The organism is Streptomyces morookaense, assembly GCF_013030945.1.
GTDB lineage: Bacteria > Actinomycetota > Actinomycetes > Streptomycetales > Streptomycetaceae > Streptomyces > Streptomyces morookaensis.
On record NZ_JABBXF010000035.1, the window covers coordinates 26,552 to 45,278 of the forward strand.

At 72.5% G+C, this 18,727-nt stretch carries 24 protein-coding genes; 10 read left to right on the plus strand and 14 right to left on the minus strand.

Annotated features, from left to right (window positions below):
• Window positions 1-18 precede the first annotated feature (18 nt).
• Window positions 19-921, minus strand: a complete 903-nt coding sequence (locus tag HG542_RS16650) for an NAD(P)-dependent oxidoreductase (RefSeq protein WP_171082161.1) — start codon at window positions 919-921, stop codon at window positions 19-21.
• Between the two features lie 92 nt (window positions 922-1,013).
• On the opposite strand from HG542_RS16650, the gene HG542_RS16655 reads away from it, so the two are divergent.
• A complete protein-coding gene (locus HG542_RS16655) occupies window positions 1,014-1,616 on the plus strand; it encodes a TetR/AcrR family transcriptional regulator (RefSeq protein ID WP_227725265.1) in 603 nt (200 codons plus the stop codon).
• A gap of 4 nt (window positions 1,617-1,620) precedes the next feature.
• Here HG542_RS16655 and HG542_RS16660 read toward each other — a convergent pair whose 3' ends face one another.
• The 3 genes from HG542_RS16660 to HG542_RS16670 are packed head-to-tail and all read right to left on the minus strand — an operon-like array spanning window position 1,621 to window position 4,182.
• Window positions 1,621-3,078, minus strand: a complete 1,458-nt coding sequence (locus HG542_RS16660) for an MFS transporter (protein ID WP_171082163.1) — start codon at window positions 3,076-3,078, stop codon at window positions 1,621-1,623.
• Window positions 3,079-3,112: 34 nt separating this feature from the next.
• Window positions 3,113-3,319, minus strand: a complete 207-nt coding sequence (locus HG542_RS16665; protein WP_171082165.1) for a hypothetical protein — start codon at window positions 3,317-3,319, stop codon at window positions 3,113-3,115.
• Between the two features lie 11 nt (window positions 3,320-3,330).
• Window positions 3,331-4,182, minus strand: a complete 852-nt coding sequence (locus tag HG542_RS16670) for a helix-turn-helix domain-containing protein (protein ID WP_171082167.1) — start codon at window positions 4,180-4,182, stop codon at window positions 3,331-3,333.
• Window positions 4,183-4,449: 267 nt separating this feature from the next.
• Between HG542_RS16670 and HG542_RS16675 the strand changes: the two genes are divergently transcribed.
• The gene (locus tag HG542_RS16675) at window positions 4,450-4,929 is read left to right on the plus strand and encodes an ATP-binding protein (RefSeq protein WP_171082169.1); all 480 of its coding nucleotides are present in this window, start codon (window positions 4,450-4,452) and stop codon (window positions 4,927-4,929) included.
• Window positions 4,930-4,933: 4 nt separating this feature from the next.
• On the opposite strand, the gene HG542_RS16680 is transcribed toward HG542_RS16675, so the two are convergent.
• Window positions 4,934-5,698: an MgtC/SapB family protein gene (locus HG542_RS16680; RefSeq protein WP_171082171.1), complete on the minus strand. Its 765-nt coding sequence runs from the start codon at window positions 5,696-5,698 to the stop codon at window positions 4,934-4,936.
• A 91-nt stretch (window positions 5,699-5,789) separates the two neighbouring features.
• On the opposite strand from HG542_RS16680, the gene HG542_RS16685 reads away from it, so the two are divergent.
• Window positions 5,790-7,061 (plus strand): PA0049 family protein, encoded by a 1,272-nt coding sequence (locus HG542_RS16685; protein WP_171082173.1) that lies wholly within the window; start codon window positions 5,790-5,792, stop codon window positions 7,059-7,061.
• A gap of 7 nt (window positions 7,062-7,068) precedes the next feature.
• Window positions 7,069-7,794 carry a carbon-nitrogen hydrolase family protein gene (locus tag HG542_RS16690; protein WP_171082175.1) on the plus strand — a complete coding sequence of 242 codons (726 nt, stop codon included), beginning with the start codon at window positions 7,069-7,071 and terminating at the stop codon, window positions 7,792-7,794.
• On the opposite strand, the gene HG542_RS16695 is transcribed toward HG542_RS16690, so the two are convergent.
• Together HG542_RS16695 and HG542_RS16700 are read right to left on the minus strand one after the other, a co-directional pair.
• Entirely contained in the window at window positions 7,791-8,219 is a 429-nt protein-coding gene (locus HG542_RS16695; protein ID WP_171082176.1) for an organic hydroperoxide resistance protein, read from the minus strand. The two genes, HG542_RS16690 and HG542_RS16695, sit on opposite strands and share 4 nt — an antisense overlap.
• A gap of 32 nt (window positions 8,220-8,251) precedes the next feature.
• On the minus strand, window positions 8,252-9,268 hold the full coding sequence (locus HG542_RS16700; RefSeq protein ID WP_171082178.1) for an NADP-dependent oxidoreductase: 1,017 nt from the start codon (window positions 9,266-9,268) through the stop codon (window positions 8,252-8,254).
• An 86-nt stretch (window positions 9,269-9,354) separates the two neighbouring features.
• Between HG542_RS16700 and HG542_RS16705 the strand changes: the two genes are divergently transcribed.
• The gene (locus HG542_RS16705; RefSeq protein ID WP_171082180.1) at window positions 9,355-9,801 is read left to right on the plus strand and encodes a MarR family winged helix-turn-helix transcriptional regulator; all 447 of its coding nucleotides are present in this window, start codon (window positions 9,355-9,357) and stop codon (window positions 9,799-9,801) included.
• A gap of 100 nt (window positions 9,802-9,901) precedes the next feature.
• On the opposite strand, the gene HG542_RS16710 is transcribed toward HG542_RS16705, so the two are convergent.
• The gene (locus tag HG542_RS16710; RefSeq protein ID WP_171082182.1) at window positions 9,902-10,420 is read right to left on the minus strand and encodes an isochorismatase family protein; all 519 of its coding nucleotides are present in this window, start codon (window positions 10,418-10,420) and stop codon (window positions 9,902-9,904) included.
• 216 nt (window positions 10,421-10,636) lie between these two features.
• Here HG542_RS16710 and HG542_RS16715 point away from each other — a divergent pair, with 216 nt between their 5' ends.
• The 3 genes from HG542_RS16715 to HG542_RS16725 all read left to right on the plus strand — a co-directional run bounded on the left by HG542_RS16715 (window position 10,637) and on the right by HG542_RS16725 (window position 12,530).
• On the plus strand, window positions 10,637-11,224 hold the full coding sequence (locus HG542_RS16715) for a hypothetical protein (RefSeq protein ID WP_373313189.1): 588 nt from the start codon (window positions 10,637-10,639) through the stop codon (window positions 11,222-11,224).
• A 63-nt stretch (window positions 11,225-11,287) separates the two neighbouring features.
• Window positions 11,288-11,848 (plus strand): class F sortase, encoded by a 561-nt coding sequence (locus tag HG542_RS16720; RefSeq protein ID WP_171082186.1) that lies wholly within the window; start codon window positions 11,288-11,290, stop codon window positions 11,846-11,848.
• 4 nt (window positions 11,849-11,852) lie between these two features.
• Window positions 11,853-12,530 (plus strand): YoaK family protein, encoded by a 678-nt coding sequence (locus HG542_RS16725; RefSeq protein WP_373313188.1) that lies wholly within the window; start codon window positions 11,853-11,855, stop codon window positions 12,528-12,530.
• Here the strand turns inward: HG542_RS16725 and HG542_RS16730 are convergent.
• Both HG542_RS16730 and trxA read right to left on the minus strand, forming a co-directional pair.
• A complete protein-coding gene (locus tag HG542_RS16730; RefSeq protein ID WP_171082188.1) occupies window positions 12,505-12,930 on the minus strand; it encodes an OsmC family protein in 426 nt (141 codons plus the stop codon). The genes HG542_RS16725 and HG542_RS16730 overlap by 26 nt on opposite strands.
• Window positions 12,931-12,981: 51 nt before the next feature.
• On the minus strand, window positions 12,982-13,362 hold the full coding sequence (trxA, locus tag HG542_RS16735; protein ID WP_171082190.1) for a thioredoxin: 381 nt from the start codon (window positions 13,360-13,362) through the stop codon (window positions 12,982-12,984).
• 140 nt (window positions 13,363-13,502) lie between these two features.
• On the opposite strand from trxA, the gene HG542_RS16740 reads away from it, so the two are divergent.
• Together HG542_RS16740 and HG542_RS16745 are read left to right on the plus strand one after the other, a co-directional pair.
• Window positions 13,503-13,961, plus strand: coding sequence for a hypothetical protein (locus HG542_RS16740; protein WP_171082192.1), 459 nt, complete (start codon window positions 13,503-13,505; stop codon window positions 13,959-13,961).
• A gap of 70 nt (window positions 13,962-14,031) precedes the next feature.
• Complete coding sequence (locus HG542_RS16745; protein ID WP_171082194.1) at window positions 14,032-14,430, plus strand: ArsR/SmtB family transcription factor; 399 nt, start codon at window positions 14,032-14,034, stop codon at window positions 14,428-14,430.
• A gap of 111 nt (window positions 14,431-14,541) precedes the next feature.
• Here the strand turns inward: HG542_RS16745 and HG542_RS16750 are convergent, their stop codons facing one another.
• From HG542_RS16750 to HG542_RS16765, 4 genes are all read right to left on the minus strand, one after another.
• A complete protein-coding gene (locus HG542_RS16750; RefSeq protein WP_171082195.1) occupies window positions 14,542-15,906 on the minus strand; it encodes an ABC transporter ATP-binding protein in 1,365 nt (454 codons plus the stop codon).
• Between the two features lie 26 nt (window positions 15,907-15,932).
• Window positions 15,933-17,687 carry an ABC transporter permease gene (locus HG542_RS16755; RefSeq protein WP_308699102.1) on the minus strand — a complete coding sequence of 585 codons (1,755 nt, stop codon included), beginning with the start codon at window positions 17,685-17,687 and terminating at the stop codon, window positions 15,933-15,935.
• 187 nt (window positions 17,688-17,874) lie between these two features.
• The gene (locus tag HG542_RS16760) at window positions 17,875-18,321 is read right to left on the minus strand and encodes a hypothetical protein (RefSeq protein ID WP_171082199.1); all 447 of its coding nucleotides are present in this window, start codon (window positions 18,319-18,321) and stop codon (window positions 17,875-17,877) included.
• Window positions 18,293-18,718 (minus strand): hypothetical protein, encoded by a 426-nt coding sequence (locus HG542_RS16765; protein ID WP_171082201.1) that lies wholly within the window; start codon window positions 18,716-18,718, stop codon window positions 18,293-18,295. The genes HG542_RS16760 and HG542_RS16765 overlap by 29 nt, the downstream gene beginning before the upstream one ends.
• Window positions 18,719-18,727: the final 9 nt, after the last annotated feature.

An 18,727-nucleotide genomic window follows, 5' to 3' on the forward strand; every position in this document is an offset into this window, starting at 1 on the left:
GGCCCATCGTGACGCCGGTCAGCCGGAGTTGCTCCCCTTGAAGACCTCGATCAGGCTGGTGAAGCTGTCGCCGGAACGGCCGTCCGCGAGGCCGCGCCGGAAGGCGTCCTGCACGGCGGCGGGGAGCGTGGCGTCGGTCCCGGAGTCCCGGGCGGTGTGGACGATGTGGTCGACGCCCGCCGCACACATGGCGAGCCTGTCGACGTCGCCGGGGTGCTCGCCCTTGTCGATCCGCGGGGTGTAGAACGCGAGGAACCCGGGCAGCGAGGCCACGGTGGACGTGGCGTAGGGCAGGAACTCCCCGGCGGAGATGCCGTTCGCCCCGGCCACGGCGAGGGCGTGGAGCCAGCCCGTCATGGAGGTCCAGAAGATGTCCATCTGGAGCTGGTAGTACAGCGCCGCAAGGCCCGGGTCCTCGCCGCGGTAGTCGGTGGCGGTCAGTACCTGCAGGGTGGCCGCGTGGGTCTCGAAGACCTCCCTGGGGCCGCTGTAGAAGGTCGCGGACTCCTCCGGCCTGCCGATGCCGGAGGGCGGGACCTGGACCCCGCCGGTGAGGTGCCGGGCGCCGTGCCCGTCCGCCCACACGGCCGCTTCGCGGGCCTTCGCGGGCGTGTCAGAGCTGAGGTTGACGAGGACGCGGCCGGCGAGGGCGGACGCGGCGGGCTCCAGGACGGCGTACATCGCGTCGTAGTCGGTGAGGCTGAGGATCACCAACTCGTCGGCGGCCAGGGCCGCTTCGACGGTGGCGGCGCGGGTGGCGCCCTCCGCGGCCAGCTCCTCGGCCCGGGCGGCGGTGCGGTTCCACACGGTCACGGGGTGGCCGGCGGCCAGGAAGGCGCGCGTCATGGCCTGCCCCATGGGGCCGAGACCGATGACGGTGACGGACTGCTTGCTCGTGGTGCTGTTGCTCGTGGTGCTCACGAAAACCCCCTCTAGAACGAACGCTCTATCCAGGGATGAAGCTAGCACAGCTCTAGAACGAACGCTCTACTCAATTCCGATAGGCTTGCGCCGTGAAGACGAACGCAGAGCAGGAGGACACCGCCCTCAGCACCCGCGAGCGGGTGGTCCGGGCGGCCTCACGCCTGATGCAGCGCCAGGGCTACGACGGCACCGGCATCAAGCAGATCGCCCAGGAGGCCGGCGCCACGCTCGGCTCCGTCTACCACTTCTTCCCGGGCGGGAAGCAGGAGTTGGCCGTCGCGGCCGTGCACTACGGCGACGTGGAGTTCGCGGACATCCTGCGCGAGGTGCTGTACAGCGACGAGGACCCGGCACAGGCGGTCGTCACCTGCACACAGGTCCTCGCGGAGGGGCTGCGCGCCTCCGACTGGGCCGACGGCTGCCCCGTCACGGCCACCGCCCTCGGCTCGGCGGGCCGCGCCCCCGACATCCAGCGGGCCGCGGCCGACGCGTTCGCCAACTGGCGGGACATCGTGGCGCAGGCGCTGCACCGGGCGGGCATCGGCGAGGCCGACGCCCGCGACCTGGGGTGGACGGTCATCAACACGCTGGAGGGTGCGGAGTTCGCCGCGCAGGCGGCGCAGAGCGACGAGCCGCTGCGGATCGCCGGGGAGCATCTGGCGCGGCTGATCGGGTCGTACCGGGCGGCCTGACCGGTCACCGCGACGCCGGGCGGCCGGAGTTGGCCCCTCCGAGGAGGGCGGCGGCGAGGACGGCCGTGCCGAGCAGCACGCCCACCACGCACCACAGGGCCACCGAGAAACCGTGCACCGTGGCCTCGGCGGGGGTGCCCGCGAACGCGGCGGCGCTCGTGGCGGCCACGGTGTTGAGCACGGACGCGCCGAGGGCTCCGCCGGTCTGCTGTGCCGTGCTCACCATGGCCGAGGTGACCCCGGCGTCCCGGGGCGCGACGCCCGCGGTGGCGGTGGCCATCGCCGTCATGTTGGCGGCGCCCATGCCCAGCCCGGTGAGGACGAGCCCGGGCAGCACCCCGGTGACGTACGACGAGTCGACGCGCAGCTGCGCCAGTACGCACATGCCCGCCGCGGCCACCAGCAGGCCCGGCACCACGATCAGCCGGGGCGCGACGCGCGGCACCAGCCGGGCGGCGATCTGCGTGGAGCTCAGGATCATCGACGCCGTGAGGGGGAGGAAGGCCAGGCCGGTGCGCACCGCGGAGAAGCCGAGGACGACCTGGAGGTAGTAGGTCATGAAGAGGAACATGCCGAACATGGCGACCGGCGAAAGCCAGGATGTCAGGAAGGCACCGGCCCGCTGACGGTGCATCACGATCCGCAGCGGCAGCAGCGGTTCGGGGATACGGGCCTGCCGGACGACGAACGCGGCCAGCAGGACGGCACCGCCGCCGAACAGCCCGAGCACCGCCCCGTCACCCCAGCCCCGGGACTCGGCCTCGGCGGCGGCGTACACCACCGCGGCCATGCCGCCTGCGCCGAGCACGGCCCCGGCCACGTCGAGCCGGCCCCGGTCCACGCTCGGGGTGGCCGGTTCGTCCAGCACCGTCAGCGCCCCGGCCAGCACGAGGAGGACGACCGGCACGCCGACGTACATGCACCAGCGCCACTCCAGGTACTCGGTGAGCACGCCGCCCGCTATCAGCCCGCAGGCCGAGCCCGCCCCGGCGATGGCACCGAAGATGCCGAACGCCTTGCCGCGCTCCTTCGGGTCGGTGAACGTCGTGGTCAGCAGCGACATCGCGGCGGGCGTGAGCAGCGCGGCGCACGCGCCCTGCAGGGCGCGCCCCGCGAACAGCATGCCGGGCGCGGTGGCGGCCCCGCCGACGGCGGAGGCCAGACCGAAACCGGCCACTCCGGCGACGAACGCGCGCTTGCGGCCGAGGAGATCGGCGATCCGGCCGCCGAGGAGGAGCAGTCCGCCGTAGGCGAGGGAGTAGGAGGTGATGACCCACTGCCTGCTGCCGTCGCCCATGTGCAGGGCCTTCTGCGCGGTGGGGAGGGCGATGTTGACGACGGTGCCGTCGAGGAGGATCAGCAGCTGGGCCAACCCGACAACGGCCAGGCCCCACCAGCGCCTGGAGGAGGTGGGCGGGGCCTGCTGCGCCGTGACGGTTGTTGTGGTTGTTGCCTGGGTCATGACGGGAACCGTAGGACCTCAAGCTTGCTTGAGGTCAATGGCGGAACGGTTCGAGCAAGTGGTCGGCCTTGCCGGCCTTGATGTCGCGGATGAGGTTGCGGAGCGCTTCGCGGGTGTCGGTGACGTAGTGGTCCTCGGCACCGGCGACGGCGATGTAGGCGTTGCCGGCCGGGTCGGTGCCTATTCGGAAGCAGTTGTTGCCGGCGCCGCAGAACGGCTCTTCCCAGGTGATCTGGTTCATGACTGCCTTCCTCAGAGTTCTCGCGCAATGGCCTGGATGAAATCGCGGGAGCGACCCTGATCGAGGGCAGCGCGCTCCATCCAGTCCAAGTGCGCCCGGTACCGGGCGAGCTGGGATTCCGCGTGCTCGAATCGCGGACCGCCTGCCGAATCCAGCTCGACGGTGTCGAGTTGGGGCACGATCCCCTCGGCGTACAACGTCGCGTGCCCTGCGCCGGGAAACCCTCCCGCCTCGTACGGCAGCGCCCGCAGCACGACGTTCTCGCGTTCGGACATGAGCAGAAGGTGGTTCAGCTGCTCCAGCAGCACCTTGCGGCCCCCGAACTGCATACGGAGCGCCGCCTCGTGCATGTATCCGACGTACTCCAGCGGGTTGTTCCGCTCCAGGACCTGCTGGCGCTGCATGCGGTGCGCCACATGCAGTTCGACTTCCAGCCTGGGCAGGGCCGGAAGCACTGCGTCGAAGATCGCACGGGCGTAGCTCTCCGTCTGGAAGAGCCCGGGCAGGTGCATGATCTGTGACGTGCGCACCCGGACCGCATGCCACTCCAGCTCCGCGATGTCCAGCATTCCCGCGGGCACCGAGCCACGGAACCTCTCCCACCAGCCACGGGCCCGCTCCGACGCCATGGCCATGAGTGCCGCGATGTAATCCTCGTCGGTGCAGGCATAGTTCGTCGCCAGGGTGCGGACGCGTTCGGGGGTGATGGCGCGTACGCCCGACTCGATGTTGGAGATCTTCGTACGGTCGATGCCGAGCAGCCGGGCCGCGTAGTCGGCCGAAACACCGGCAGCCATACGCATTTTGCGCAGCTCGGCTCCCAGCCGCTTCTGCCGTTCGGTGGGCGTCGTCCTGGGTGGCATGCGCTCTTCCTACAGTTTCCGGACCGACCGCTCCCGTCCAGGAAGCCACACCTCACCCGTTCGAGGCAATGGCCCCCCAGCGGGTGGCAATAGTGCCCCCAGCGTGACTACCTTCAATGGCGCACCGCCAACGCAACCGCGCAGCCGGAAGTGCATCGCGCAGGCACGCCCGTACCCTCCTGCCCTGGGAGCGGCGTGCCCGCGCCAGGGAGACGAGCCACCGGTCACGCGAGCCCCAACACACCCCACCGCGCCGGGAGTCGCCGTATGCCCGCACGCCTCTGCCCCCTCTTCACGCCGCATCGCGAGCCCTCCCGGCTCGCGTACAGCTTCACCGTCCCCGGTGAACCCCGTTCCGCCGCCGTCGCGCGCGGCAGCGTGCGCACCGCGCTCCGCGCCCACGAGCTCGCCGACATCGAGGAACCGGCGGTCCAGGTCGTCAGCGAACTCGTCGCGTGCGCAGCCCTGTTCGCTCCGGACCAGAACCTCTACGTCTCCCTCGGCTGGCACGCCGAGACCCTGCGGATCGTCTCGTGGGATCCGCATCCACCGGGGCACCGCGACCGCGCGCTCGGCGCCGTCTGCACGGCCCGGCGGCGGCGCCGGCTGCTGCTCGCGATCGGCGTCGTCCGCGAGTGCCGCGGCACCTGGGGCGCCGCGAAGCCCGCCCCGGCCACCGAGGGGACCACGGTGTGGGCCAACCTCCCCCGCACCGGGGCGGCCGCGTACGCCGCACGACGCTGCTGAGGCGTCACTCCGTGCTGTCCCCCTGCGACCGCAGCCCGACACCCAGGATGCCCTCCCATTCGGTGAGTTCCTCGACCAGCGGGTGCGCCGGGCCCCTGCCCTCCAGGGAGAGGACCACCCCGGCCTCCTTGACCTTGCCGTGGCCGGTCCGGTCCTGGGAGTCGGCGTCGATCTGGACGTCCGTGACCCGGAAGCCGTTCCTGGTGCACAGCTCCAGCACCCGGCCCAGCAGCCCGCGGCGCGTCCGGTAGCACAGGCGGAGTTCGACGCGCTGGGTCACCGGGACGCCGGTCGCCATGCGGCGGGTCACCAGGGGGAAGCCGCGCACCACCAGGAAGTGGACGAGGGTCGCGGCGGCGCCGAGGAGCGGCAGGCCGCCGCCGCAGGACATGCCGACGGCGCACGTCAGCCATATCGTCGCGGCCGTGGTCAGGCCGCGCACCGCGTCGCGGCGGACGAAGATGAGCCCGCCGCCGATGAAGCCGATACCGGAGACGATCTGTGCGGCGACCCGCGAGGGGTCCACACTGAAGCCGTCGAGGCCGACCACGGCACCGAAGCCGTGGATGGAGACCTCCATGAACAGCGCACTGCCCACCCCGACGAGGGTGTGCGTGCGCAGCCCCGCGCTCTTCTGGTGTAACTCCCGTTCCAGGCCGATCAGCGAGGAGAGCAGCAGGGCTATCGCCAACTCGGTGAACTGACGGGCTCCTTGTCCGGTACCGAGGTCGAAGAGAGGGGCGGGGCCATGCGCGGCGGTGAGAAGCATGACGTCGATTGTGGCCGGAAACCCACTGGCCGAAAAGGGGAGTTGGCTGCCCACTACCGCCCATGCGCCCACGGTGGTTTCCTCCTGCACCATGAGACGCACAGAGAAGACCCTCATAGCCCTGCTGGCCTGCGCCCCGCTGGCCCTGTCCGCACTGTCCGTCCCGGCCGCCGCCGCGCAGCGGGCCCCCGTCCCGCCCACCGTCGAGGAACAGCGCCTCGACGGGCCGGTCCCGCAGGAGATCCTGCGCCGCAGCGGCTTCGACGACGTCGCCCCCGCCTTCGCCCGTGCCCTGGCGCGCACCCGCACCGCCGCCCAGGCGGACCGGCTCGCCGCCGCCGACGGCCGGCGGCTGTGGCGCCGGGCCGTCGACCGCGTCCAGGGCCGCGGCCCGGCCCGCGGGGACCTGAGCCGGGACGACGACCGCCCGCTGTACTGGGCCCGGCTGGGGATGACGCGCGCGCTGCGCGAGTGGCGGCCGGCGTTCCCGCTGGCGGAGCGGGAACGGAACGTGCTGATAGACAAGGTGGAGCGCGGCTCGCGCGGCCAGGACTCGATCGACCTGCCGGCGGGGCAGCACGTGAAGCGCGTGCTGATCACGGGCTTCGACCCGTTCCAGCTCGACGCGGACGTGCGCCGCTCGAACCCGTCGGGCGCGGCGGCCCTGGCCCTGGACGGCACGACCCTCGACACCCCGTCCGGCCCCGCCCGCATCGAGGCGGCCCTCTTCCCCGTGCGCTGGGACGACTTCGCGGACGGGGTCGTGGAACGGACCCTGCTCCCGTACTTCCGCCCGGGACCGCACCAGGTCGACTACTTCACCACGATCAGCCAGGGCCGCCCGGGCCGCTTCGACGTGGAGCGCACCAACGGGGCGTGGCGCGGCGGCTATCCGGACAACGTCCGCGTCTCCCGCACGGAGCCGGTCCCCGTCCCGTCCGGCGTGCCGACCGTGCACCCGCAGCCGCAGTGGACGTCCACCACGCTCCCGTACGCGGCGATCACGGCCGCGAGGACGGGTCCGTTCCCGGTGTACGACCACACGGCCGTGACCGAGATCCCGGCCGGCGGGACGGCCCCCGTCGACCGCCCGGACGGCCCGACCCCGGGGTCGGCGGCCCGCGCGGGCGGCGGTGGCGACTACCTCTCGAACGAGATCGCCTACCGGGCGACGCTGCTGCGGGACGCGCTGCACCTGCGGGTGCCGGGCGGCCATCTGCACACGCCGGTGCTGGAGTTCGGGAAGGACAACACGGACAAGGTGACCGATCCCGACTTCGTCCGGAACCGGACGGCGATCACGGCCCAGGTGAGGGAGGTCATCAGGGCGGGCCTGGCAGCGGCGGACCCGCCTCGGTCATGATGGGTGGATGATCATCGCAGCAGCGCAGTTCACGGCCCGGCCGTGCGACATCGGGGCCAACACGGCCCGTATGGCCGGTTTTGTGACGGAGGCCGGGGAACAGAGCGCATCGCTCGTCGTCTTCGGCGAACTCGCCGTCACGGGCTACGAACTGGAGGCGGTCGCCGCCGACCCCGGGCGGCTGACCCTGGGCCCGGACGACCCGCGGCTCGCGCCGGTGCGGGATGCATGCCGGGCCGCGGGCGTCGCGGCGGTCGTCAACTGCCCCGGCCCGGGGCTCACGATCAGCTCGTACGTGTACGGGCCGGACGGCGCGCTCCTCGCGCACTACGACAAGCAGCACGTGACGGAGACCGAGCTCGCGGCCGGCTTCGTGGCGGGGAAGGTCGACGGACGCTTCGTCCTGGACGGCGTCCGGTTCGGCCTGGCGACCTGCTACGACGCCCACTTCCCGGACCTGGCGGAACGGGCCGCGGCCGACAAGTGCCGGGTGCTGCTGGCCAGTTCCCTGTACGGGAAGGGCGGGGGCGTCACCGAGCGGATGACCGTCTTCCCGGCCCTGGCCGCGGACAACGGCCTGTCCGTCCTGCTGGCCAACCACACGGGCCCCGCCGGCCCGTACGACGCGTGCGGGCTCAGCGGGGTGTGGGGGCCGGACGGGGCGGTCCTGGCGGAGCTGGGGGGCGGGGAGGGCCTGGTGCGGGCCGGGATCCGCCCCGCCCCGCGTGCCTAGCGCACGGACAGGGTGACCTCGATGTTGCCGCGCGTCGCGTTCGAGTACGGGCACACCTGGTGCGCCTTCTCCACCAGCGCGAGCGCAGTCGCCTCGTCCACGTTCGGGATGTGCGCCGAGATGGCGACCTTCAGGCCGAAGCCGCCGTCCGGCGTCTTGCCGATGCCGACCTCGGCCGTGACGGTCGAGCCGGAGATGTCGGCCTTGTCCTGGCGGGCCACGACACCCAGCGCGCCCTGGAAGCAGGCGCTGTAGCCGGCGGCGAACAGCTGCTCCGGATTGGTGCCGTTGCCGCTGCCGCCGAGCTCCTTCGGCGGATTGACGACGACGTCGAGCTTGCCGTCGTCGCTGGCGACACGGCCGTCGCGGCCGTTCTCGGCGGTGGCGACGGCGGTGTAGGCGACGTCCACGGGCTGAACAGACATAGCAGAAACCTTTCTTGGCTTTGGTGGCAGGCTCAGAGGCTGACGATCATCTTGCCGGTGTTGTCGCCGCGCAGCAGGCCGAGGAAGGCGTCGCCCATGTTCTCGATGCCCTCCACGACCGTCGCCCGGGCCGTGAGCTCGCCGGAGCGCACCCAGCCGCCGACCTCCTTGAAGAACTGCGGGCGCAGTGCGTCGTGGTCGGAGACGATCATGCCCTGCAGGCGCAGCCGCTTGCCGATGATCTGGACCATGTTGCGCGGGCCCGGGGCCGCCTGCGTGTCGTTGTACTGGGAGATCGCGCCGCACAGCACGGCGCGCCCGTGCTGCTTGAGGACGGAGATCGCGGCCTCGAGGTGCTCGCCGCCGACGTTGTCGAAGTAGACATCGATGCCGTCGGGGGCGGCCTCCTTCAGCTGCTCCAGGACCGGGCCGTCCTTGTAGTTGAAAGCGGCGTCGAAGCCGAGCTCCTCGGTGAGGTGGCGGACCTTCTCCGCGGAACCGGCGCTGCCGATCACCCGCGAGGCGCCCTTGAGCTTCGCGATCTGGCCGACCATGCTGCCGACCGCGCCGGCCGCGCCGGAGACGAAGACCGCGTCGCCCTCCTTGAACGAGCCGACCTCCAGCAGGCCCGCGTAGGCGGTCATGCCGGGCATGCCCATCACACCCAGGTAGGTGGCGAGCGGGGCCGCCTCCTCGTCGACCTTGACGGCGTGACGCGCGTCGACCAGCGCGTACTCGCGCCAGCCCAGGCCGTGCAGCACATGATCGCCGGGGGCGAAGCCGTCGGCACGCGAGGCGACGACCTCGCCGACCGCGCCGCCGTCCATGGGGTGGTCGAGCTTGAAGGGCGGAACGTACGACTTGACGTCGTTCATCCGGCCGCGCATGTACGGGTCGACCGAGAGGTGCAGGTTGCGGACGACGAGCTGGCCCTCGCCGGGCTCGGGTACCGTCGCCTCGCGCAGGGCGAAGTCCTCGGGCTTCGGCCAGCCCTGCGGGCGGGCGACGAGGTGCCATTCACGGCTGGTGGCGGGCAGTGCGGACGACATGGACTGAGCCTCCTAAAGCTTCACTTCCTGAAACAACCATGCTCCTCGATATTTCATGTTGTCAAGCAAAGGGGTAGCCTGTCCTCATGACGCAGCACAGCCACGACCCCGCCGCACCCGCCGATGCCCTCACCGTCGAGGTGGTCGAACTCATCGGGACCGTCGTGGCGCGCTACCACGAAGAGTACGAGCACGCCGCCGCCCGGCACGCGCTGACCGGCGCCCAGGCGCGTGTCCTGGCCCTGCTCTCCCGCGAGCCGATGCCCATGCGGCGCATCGCCCAGCAGCTGAAGTGCGAGCCGTCCAACGTCACCGGCATCGTGGACCGGCTGGAGGCGCGCGGCCTGGTGGAGCGGCGGCCCGACCCCGACGACCGCCGGGTGAAACTGGCCGCCGTCACGGACGAGGGGATGGGCACCGCGGGGCGGCTGCGGGCGTCCCTGAACTTTGCGCGCGAACCGCTGGCCGCCCTCTCGGCGGAGGACCGGGGGGTTCTCCGGGACCTGCTGCGCAGGATGCTCGGTACCGCGTAAGCGGTGCGCCGGCTCTCGGGTGCGGGTCCGCTGTGGCTGGTCGCGCAGTTCCTCCCCCAGCTACCGCTGGGGGGACCCCCAGAGGTGCCCCCAGCGCCCCTTACGGGGCGCCCATGCTCAGGGACTCCGTCTTGACCACCGTTCCCAACCGCGGCATGTCCAGCGTCACCGACGCCCGGTGCTCCTCCGCCGTCATCGCGCTCATCGCGTCCTCGACGAAGACCAGTTCGTAGCCGTGGTCGGCGGCGGCCCGCGCCGTCGACTCCACCCCGAGGTTGGTGGCGATCCCGGCGAGGACCAGGGTGCGCACACCCAGGCCGCGCAACCTCTCGTCCAGGTCGGTGCCGTGGAAGGCACCGACCGCCCGCTTCACGATCTCGATGTCGCCCGGCTCGGCGACCCCGGGGAGCAGCCCGCTGCCGGGCGGCTGTTCGGCCGGCCCGGGCCGCTCGACCCGCACGGCCACCACCGGCGCCCCCGCCTTGCGGAACGCGCGCGCCAACTCCATCGCCCTTCCGGCCACTTCGTCACCGCTGTGCGGTGCGAGAGGCAACGCCACGATGCGTTCCATGAGGTCGACGAGGACGAGGGCAGAGCGCTGGGGGTCGATTTCCGTCATGGCCAGACCGTACCCGGCGGGCACCCGGCCCGGGCGGCCTCCCGGCCAGCTCCCGGCCGACGGCAGGTAAAGGTTGCGCGAAACGGCGTGCGGGCGAGGGGACTTCAGGCTCCTTGCCCCACAACTCCCCGATCCATGGGGATCCTTACGATTCCGGCCACCGGGCCCGTCCGGACCGGGTGCCCGAGGGGCTGGTGGTGCGCCACCATGAACACCATGAGCACAGTCCCCGAGCCCTTCGGCCCGCTGGAGTTCCAGCTCGTCCTGCTGCGCCGGATGGCCGACCACCAGCCGGAACTGGTCGAGGACGCCCTGCGCGAACTGGGCGTCGACCGGTCCGCGATGCGCGAGGCCAACCGCCGCTGGCAGGCCATGCTGCACTCCCCGCGGCGCCGCGCGGCCGGCCCCCGCTACCGCTCGGTGCTCGGCCCGCCCGAGACCGCGACCACGCGTACCGTCGGCGACCTGGCCTTCGAGGCCCTGACCTGGCCGGTGCCGCTCTGGCCCGACCTGCGCTTCGAGGTGCTGGCCGCACCCGGCGGCGCGGTCTGGAACGAGTGGCTGGTCCGCGCCCCGGCCTCGCGCGGCCCCGCCCTGCGCACCGTCGAGGACCTGGTGCCCTGGTCGTGCACGGTGGACGAGGTCGCCCGCGCCTTCGCGCCCGCGCGCCCGATGGAGGGCACCGCCCCCACCCGCTGGCGGCTGTCCTTCACGGCAGCGGACGCGGACGGGGAGGAGAAGGAGTACGTCGCGGAGTTCACCTGGGGGCTGTTCCAGCGGCTCGTTCCCCAGCTCCTTCTTTAGGCGGAGCCGAAGATGGCCGATCGTCCGAGGCGAACGCACCCGGCCGCTCCCTACGGTGAGCCCATGCCCCGCACACGACTCTCCCCCCTCGCCCTGCTGCTGGTGCTGCCGGCCCTGCTGGTGGCCGGCTGCGCTCTGGGCAGCGGCACGGACAAGGCGATCGGCGGGCCGGCGCGGGACGAGGAGCCGGCGCGGGTCTCCATACCGTCCATCGGCGTGGACAGCCCGCTGATCCGGCTGGGCCCGGGCAAGGACGGCAAAGCGCAGCTCCCGCCGCCCGAGAAGGGCATGACCGCCGGCTGGTACACGGGCGGCGCCGTGCCCGGCGACACCGGGGCGGCCGTGATCATCGGGCACGACGCCGCCCGCACCGGCAAGGCCGTCTTCCGCGATCTGAAGAAGGTCCGCGAGGGCACGGTCGTCGACGTGCGGCGCGGCGACGGCCGGGTGCTGCACTTCACCGTCACCGGCACGGAGACCGTCCGGAAGGACGCCTTCCCCACCCGGAAGGTCTACGGCGGCACGATCGAGAAGGCCCTGCGCCTGGTCACCTGCGCAGGCGACCAGGACGCCGGCGGGCACCCCGTGGACAACCTCATCGTCTACGCATCCCTGCAATCATGACCCGGTGACCGCACGCCCGTCGTGGCAGCCGACCCTGCTGATGGCGCTGACCGTCGTCAGCGGCATCGTCGACGCCGTCAGCTACCTCGGGCTCGGACACGTCTTCACCGCGAACATGACCGGCAACGTGGTGGTCCTCGGCTTCGCGGCCGGCGGCGCCCCGGGCTTCTCGGCCGCCGGCTCGCTGATCTCGCTCGCCGGCTTCGGGGCCGGGGCCGTGCTCGCCGGCCGGTTCGCGAACGCCCTGGCCGCACATCCGGCGCGGTGGCGGACGGGCTGGGCACTCCTGGCCGAGGCGGTCCTGATGGCCGGGGCGGCCGCGGCGGCGGGCGCCTCGCGGTACGCGGGGATCGGCGTGCTGGCGGTCGCGATGGGGGTGCGCAATGCGACGGTGCGGCGGATGGCGGTGCCGGACATGACCACGACCGTGCTGACGATGGCCCTCACCGGGCTGGCCTCCGAGTCCCGGCTCGCCGGCGGCCGGGGCCCCCGGTCCCTGCGCCGGGGCGGGGCCGCACTGGCGATGGCCGCGGGCGCCTGCGCGGGTGCAGCACTGGTGCTGCGGCACGGCGCCGCCCCGCCCCTGTGGGCGACGGCGGCGTGCGTGGGGGTGCTGGCGGGGGCGTGTCTGGCCCCCGCCCCCTGGAACCGTCCCCCTACGCCAGCTCGGCCGCCAGCGTGATCGTCGTCCCGGCGAGCGCCTGGCTCACCGGGCAGTTCTTCTTGGCCTCCTCCGCCGCGGCGGCGAACCCCTCCTCGTCCAGGCCCGGCACCTCGCCGCGCACCGTCAGGTGGATGCCCGTGATGCCCTCGCCCGGCTGGAAGGTGACCTCCGCCTTGGTCTCCAGCCGGGTGGGCGGGGTGCCCGCGCCCGCCAGGCCGTGCGACAGGGCCATGGAGAAGCAGCTGGAGTGGGCGCCGGCGATCAACTCCTCAGGGCTCGTCTTGCCGTTGGCCTGCTCGGACCGCGACGGCCAGGACACCGGCTGGTCGGAGATGCCGGACGAGTCGAAGCTGACGACCCCGCTGCCCTTGAGCAGGTCGCCGGTCCATACGGTGTGCGCAATACGGTTCGTGGCCATGCCGGTTCCTCCTGGTGAACGATCTCGTACGTATCGTGCCGTATCCCGCCCTCACGCGTCGTCAGGCCGCTCCGCCTTCGCGATGGAGGCCCGGACCTCGTCCATGTCCAGCGCCCGCGCCTGGCGGATGACGTCCTCCAGCGCGGCCTCGGGCAGCGCACCCGGCTGGGCGAACACCGCGATGTTCTCCCGCACGATCATCAGCGTCGGAATCGACCGGATCTCGAAGGCGGCCGCCAGCTCCGGCTGCGCCTCGGTGTCCACCTTCCCGAACACCAGGTCCCCGTGCCGCTCGGCGGCCTTCTCGTAGACCGGCGCGAACGACCGGCACGGCCCGCACCAGGCGGCCCAGAAGTCGATGAGCACGAACCCGCTGCCGGAGACGATCGCGTCGAAGTTGTCCTTGGTGAGCTCCACCGTGCTGCTGCCCATGAGCGCTTCCCGCTTCCCGTGGCCGTTACGTTGCTCCGCGACCGTAACGGGTCCGTACGGCCGCGTATTCCGGGCAGACGATCGAGTAGCCTGACGCCTCGTAGCCCCGCACTGCAGGGGGCTGTACTCGGGAGGGTCCGATGAACTGTTTCTTTGATCCGTCGCACGGCCAGGGCATGCAGAACGTCATGTGGGCGCCGCAGTGGGGCGTCGTGCGCAACGTGATGGCGTGCACCGCGTGCGCCCAGCGCTGGGCGACGATGCAGCAGCAGGCGGCGCAGGGCAACAACGCCGGTTACGCCGCCCAGGGTTACGCGCAGGCGCCCCAGCAGGGTTACGCCGCGCCCCAGGGCCGCCCCGGCTACGCGCCGCAGGGCCAGCCCGGTTACGCCGCCCCGGCCCAGCCGGGCTACGCCCAGCCGCAGCGCCAGGGTCCCGGCTGGGGCGGCGTGGCGGCCGGTGTCGCGGCGGGTGCGATCGGCGGTGCGCTGCTCAACGAGATGATGGACGAGGACGAGCCGCGGGTCGTCAACAACTACATCGACAACAGCGAGTACGTCGAGGTCGACGGCGACGGTGACGGCGACAGCTGGTTCTGAGGCCGTGTCCCCGGGAGTGAGGCCGTGCGGGTCACGGGAGGATCCACCCCGCACGACCTAGACTCCTGTCATGGATGCGCAAGCCCACAGGGTGGAACAGGCCGTCGCCGTGCTGAAGGCGGTGGCCGACCCCACGCGGTTCCAGGTGCTCTGGGCGCTGACCCGGCGCGAGCACTCCGTGGGCCAGCTCGCGGACATGGTCGGCGCGCATGTCGCCGCCGTCTCCCAGCACCTTGCGCGGCTGCGGACCGCCGGCCTTGTCGCCTCGCGGCGTGAGGGGACGCGGATCTATTACCGGGCGGCCGGGGAGCAGGTGCGTGCGCTCCTGGAGGGTGCCGTGCTTGCTGCGCAGGGCGAAGCGGCTCCGCCTGAGGAGGCGGGGGCGACCGAGTCGCTGCCGGCCGCGGACATAGCCGCTGCTCGGGGGCGGGCTCGCCTGCGGCGGTCGCGGCCGCAAACCAGCGGCTGAGCATCTTCGGCGGCTGCGGGCCGTCTGTGGTTGCTCGCGCAGTTCCTCCCCCAGCTACCGCTGGGGGGACCCCCAGCGCCCCTTCGGGGCGCGGCTGACCGGGGCGCAACCCTACGAGGCGGCCGCCTCGTCCAGGGCGTATTCCTCCGGGCCCGCGTCGTACGCGTACAGCTCCGCGTAGCGGCCCCAGTCCGTGGCCGTTTCCAGTTGTTCCGTCACCTGTTCGCTCGTGTAGTGGTGGGCCAGCAGGTCGCGGAAGAAGCCCGCGCGTACCGGGCCCGCCGTGCGGCGCAGAGTGGTGACGACCAGCCTGACCAGGGGGGCCGCCTCCAGGACCGCGTCCGCGAAGATCCTCTTGGACTCCTGCACATCCGCGCGCGCGAAGGCGGTGCCGCGCGGGGTCAGCAGCAGGTCGCCCTCGCGGACGAAGGAGAAGCCCAGCAGGTCCAGCGCGTCGACCTGGGGCAGCAGGTCGTCCACCTCCAGGCCGAGTTCCTCGGCGAGGTCCGCCAGGTCGCAGTGGTCGCCGTGCTGCGCGACGATCTCGGCGAGGCCGGAGAGGCCGTCGACGCTGGCCCGCGGCAGCGGTGTGTTGGCCAGGGTGCGCCGGTCCGGTTCCGTGGGCCCGGCGGCGGTGCGGCCGGGCAGGTGCGGGGCGGTGTCCTTCTCGCGGCCGGTCATGACCTGGTAGACCGCGTCGATGAGCGCGTCGAACGCGGGCGAGTTGCGGTCGCGGGGACGTTCCAGGGGGACGTCGAAGGTGGCCCTGAGGGTGCCGGGGCGCGAGCCGAGGAGGACGACGCGGTCGGCCATCAGCACCGCCTCCTCGATGTTGTGGGTGACCAACACGACGGCGCGGGTGGGGAATTGGCCGGACTCCCACAGCTCCATCAGCTCGCCGCGCAGGTTCTCCGCGGTGAGCACGTCGAGTGCGGAGAACGGCTCGTCCATCATCAGCACGTCGGGTTCGACGACCAGGGCGCGGGCGAAGCCGACGCGCTGGCGCATGCCGCCGGAGAGCTCCTTGGGGTAGGCGGACTCGAAGCCGTCGAGGCCGATGAGGTCGATGGCCTGGAGTGCCGCCTCGGCGCGCTCGCGGGCGGGCACCCCCCGTGCCTCCAGGCCGAGTTCGACGTTCTGCTGGACGGTCAGCCAGGGCAGCAGCGCAAAGGTCTGGAAGACCATGGCGGTGCCGGGGTTGGCGCCGTCGAGGGGCTTGCCGCGGTAGGCGACCGTGCCGGAGCTCGCGGGGATCAGGCCGGCCAGGCAGCGCAGCAGCGTGGACTTGCCGGAGCCCGAGCGGCCGAGCAGGGCGACGATCTCCCCGGCGCGTATCTCCAGGTCTATCCCGGCCAGGACGGGCAGTTCGGCGTCGGCGCCGGCATAGGTCTTCGTGACCGCCTCGGCGGCGAGCAGGACCTCGCCGTCGGCCGGGCGGGGGCGGGCCGTCCCGTCGGCGGCGGGGCTCGTGGCCATGGCGGGGCTCCTTCCAGCAGAGCGGTTCACAGCGAGTACCGGGTCTCGGCGAGGCGGTAGAGCCTGCGCCACACAAGGCGGTTGAGGCCGACGACGTAGACGGCCATGACGGCGATCCCCGCGATCAGGTGCGGGTAGTCGCCGCGGGCGGTGGCGCGGGCGATGTAGGCGCCCAGGCCGGTGGCGGTCAGGGTGGTGCCGCCGAAGGTGACGACCTCGGAGACGATCGAGGCGTTCCAGGCGCCGCCGGAGGCGGTGATGCCGCCGGTGACGTAGGCGGGGAAGATGCCGGGGATGATCAGCCGCTTCCAGCGCTGCCGGCCGCGCACGCCCAGGTCGTCCATGGCCTCGCGCAGGTCGGAGGGGACGGCCGCGGCGCCGGCGATGGTGTTGAAGAGGATGTACCACTGGGCGCCCAGCGCCATCAGCACGATGCCGCCGATGTTCAGCGACAGCCCGGTCCTCAGGAAGAACCAGGTGGCCAGCGGGAAGAGGAAGTTGGCGGGGAAGCTGGCGAGGATCTGGACGAACGGCTGGGCGATGCGGGCCAGTCGGGGCGAGAAGCCGATGCGCACCCCGATGGGCACCCAGACGACGGTGGCGACGGCGACGAGCACGACGACGCGGGCGAGGGTGGCCAGGCCCAGCAGCAGCGGTTCCCCGAAGACTCCGAGCCCGGTGCGGTACCGCAGGTAGCCGAGCAGGTCGAACAGGCCCCAGGCGACGAGCCCGCCGGACGTCAGCCCGAAGACGAGGTCGCCGGCCCGGCGGCGGCCGGGGCGGACGGCGAACGGCCGGTCGTCGGTGCCGAGGAGCCGTCCGGCGCGGCCCAGCGCCTCCCCCACGGGCCGGGCCGCCCGGCCGAGCAGGCGGGGCCAGGAGGAGCGCCGCAGGAAGTCCAGGACCAGCGAGCGGTGCACGGCGGCGGCCTCGGACTGCTCGTTCTTGAAGCGTTCGGCCCAGGCGGTCAGCGGCCGCCAGAAGAAGAAGTTGACGCCGACGACCATGACGGTCATGGTGCCGACCGCCCAGCCGACCTTGCCCAGGTCGCCCGCGGCGATGGCGGTGCCCGCGAAGGAACCGACGCCGGGCAGCGCGTACTTGTGGCCGGAGACGCTGATCGCCTCGGACGCGACGAGGAAGAACCAGCCGCCGCCGAAGCTCATCATCCCGTTCCAGACGAGCCCGATGGCCCCGGCGGGCAGTTCGACCTTCCAGAACCGCATCCAGCGGGTGAAGCGGAACGAGCGGGAGACCTCGTCCAGTTCGCGGGGCAGGGTGATGAGCGAGTGGTAGAAGCCGAACGTCATGTTCCACGCCTGCGAGGTGAAGATCGCGAAGATGGACGCGCATTCGAGGCCGAGCATCGAGCCGGGGAAGAGCGAGAGGAAGCCCGTCACCGCGACCGAGAGGAAGCCGAGCACGGGGACGGACTGCAGGATGTCCAGGGCGGGGACGAGGATCCGCTCCAGCCGCCTGCTGCGGGCGGCCGCGTAGCCGTAGACGAGGGTGAAGGCGACGGAGGCGGCCAGGGCGGTGAACATCCGCAGCAGGCTGCGCGCCGCGTAGTACGGCAGATCGGCGGGATCCGTGTCCACGCGGGCGACGTGCGCCGGGTCGAAGGAGACGGTCGCCCCCTTGCCGACCCGCAGCAGCAGGTAGAGGCCCACCAGCACCGCTGCGGCCACGACCGCGTCCACCCACGACAGGCGGGACAGCCGCCCCGTCACCCGGGAGGGCAGGGACGCCCGCGAGGCGGCGGATCGCGACGGGAAGGACACGGGACTTACCCCCAGCACACGGCGGCCTGTGTACCGATGATCCGGCATCGGTCCGGCCGCGTCGAGAAAAGGCGGTGCACGGCGGGTGGCCGTCGGGCATCGGGCAGTTTGCCGACATTCGCATCTGTATGCAAAACGGGGGTACGGAAGGGCCGGCCCTCCGGCCCGTACCCGGAGAACCGGCCCGTCAGTCCCGCTGCAGAGCGGCCTCCACGAGCACCCGGGCCACCTCCGGGGGAAGATCCAGGTGGCCCGTGATCCAGTCGGCGTCATGGCCGTGCGTGGCGAGCACCCACGCCGTGCACACCTCGCTGCGGCTCGGGGAGCCCGGCCGCTCCAGCAGGGGCCGGACGGCCTCCGCGGGGAACCCCTCGAAGGTCGGTCCGGTGAACCAGTCGTCGTCCACCCGCTCCGGCAGCCGGGCGCCCGCCGGGCGGGCGGCGGCGCGGCGGCGGCCGTGCAGGACGCCCACGACCAGGGCGAGGGCCACGGCACCGGAGGCCGTCCAGGCGGCTGCGGCGAAGGACATGTCGTCGCCCAGGGCCGCGTCGAACCCGGCGACGAGCAGCAGGCCCATCGCGAGGGCCGCCAGGGCCCCTGCACCCTCACCGACGTGCAGGCGGGGCACCTTCATGCCGTACCTCCACCTCCTCGGCCTCTCCCCTCCATCCTTGCTCACCCGGCAGGGACCGGCCAGTGCCGGCCCCATCGGACACGGCCTGGTGCAGCCGCCAGTGCAGGTCGCGCACGCCGGGCTCGCGGGACAGCTGGTCGACCAGCCGCTCCAGGGCGACGCCGGCGGGGCCGGCCAGGGTGAGGGTGATACGGACGACGACGGTGACGCTGTCGTCCGGCTCGATGATGTGCAGGCTGTTCAGCCGCGCCCCGGTACCCGCGAAGGCGAGTACGCACAGGGCCCGGACCTTGGCCTCGACGCGCCGCTCGCAACGGGCGCTGATCGTGCCGTGGGTGGGGGCTGCGGGCGGCGGAGGGGCGGGGCGGCGGAACAGCGGGCGGGTGAGGAGTCGCATGGGTGGCAC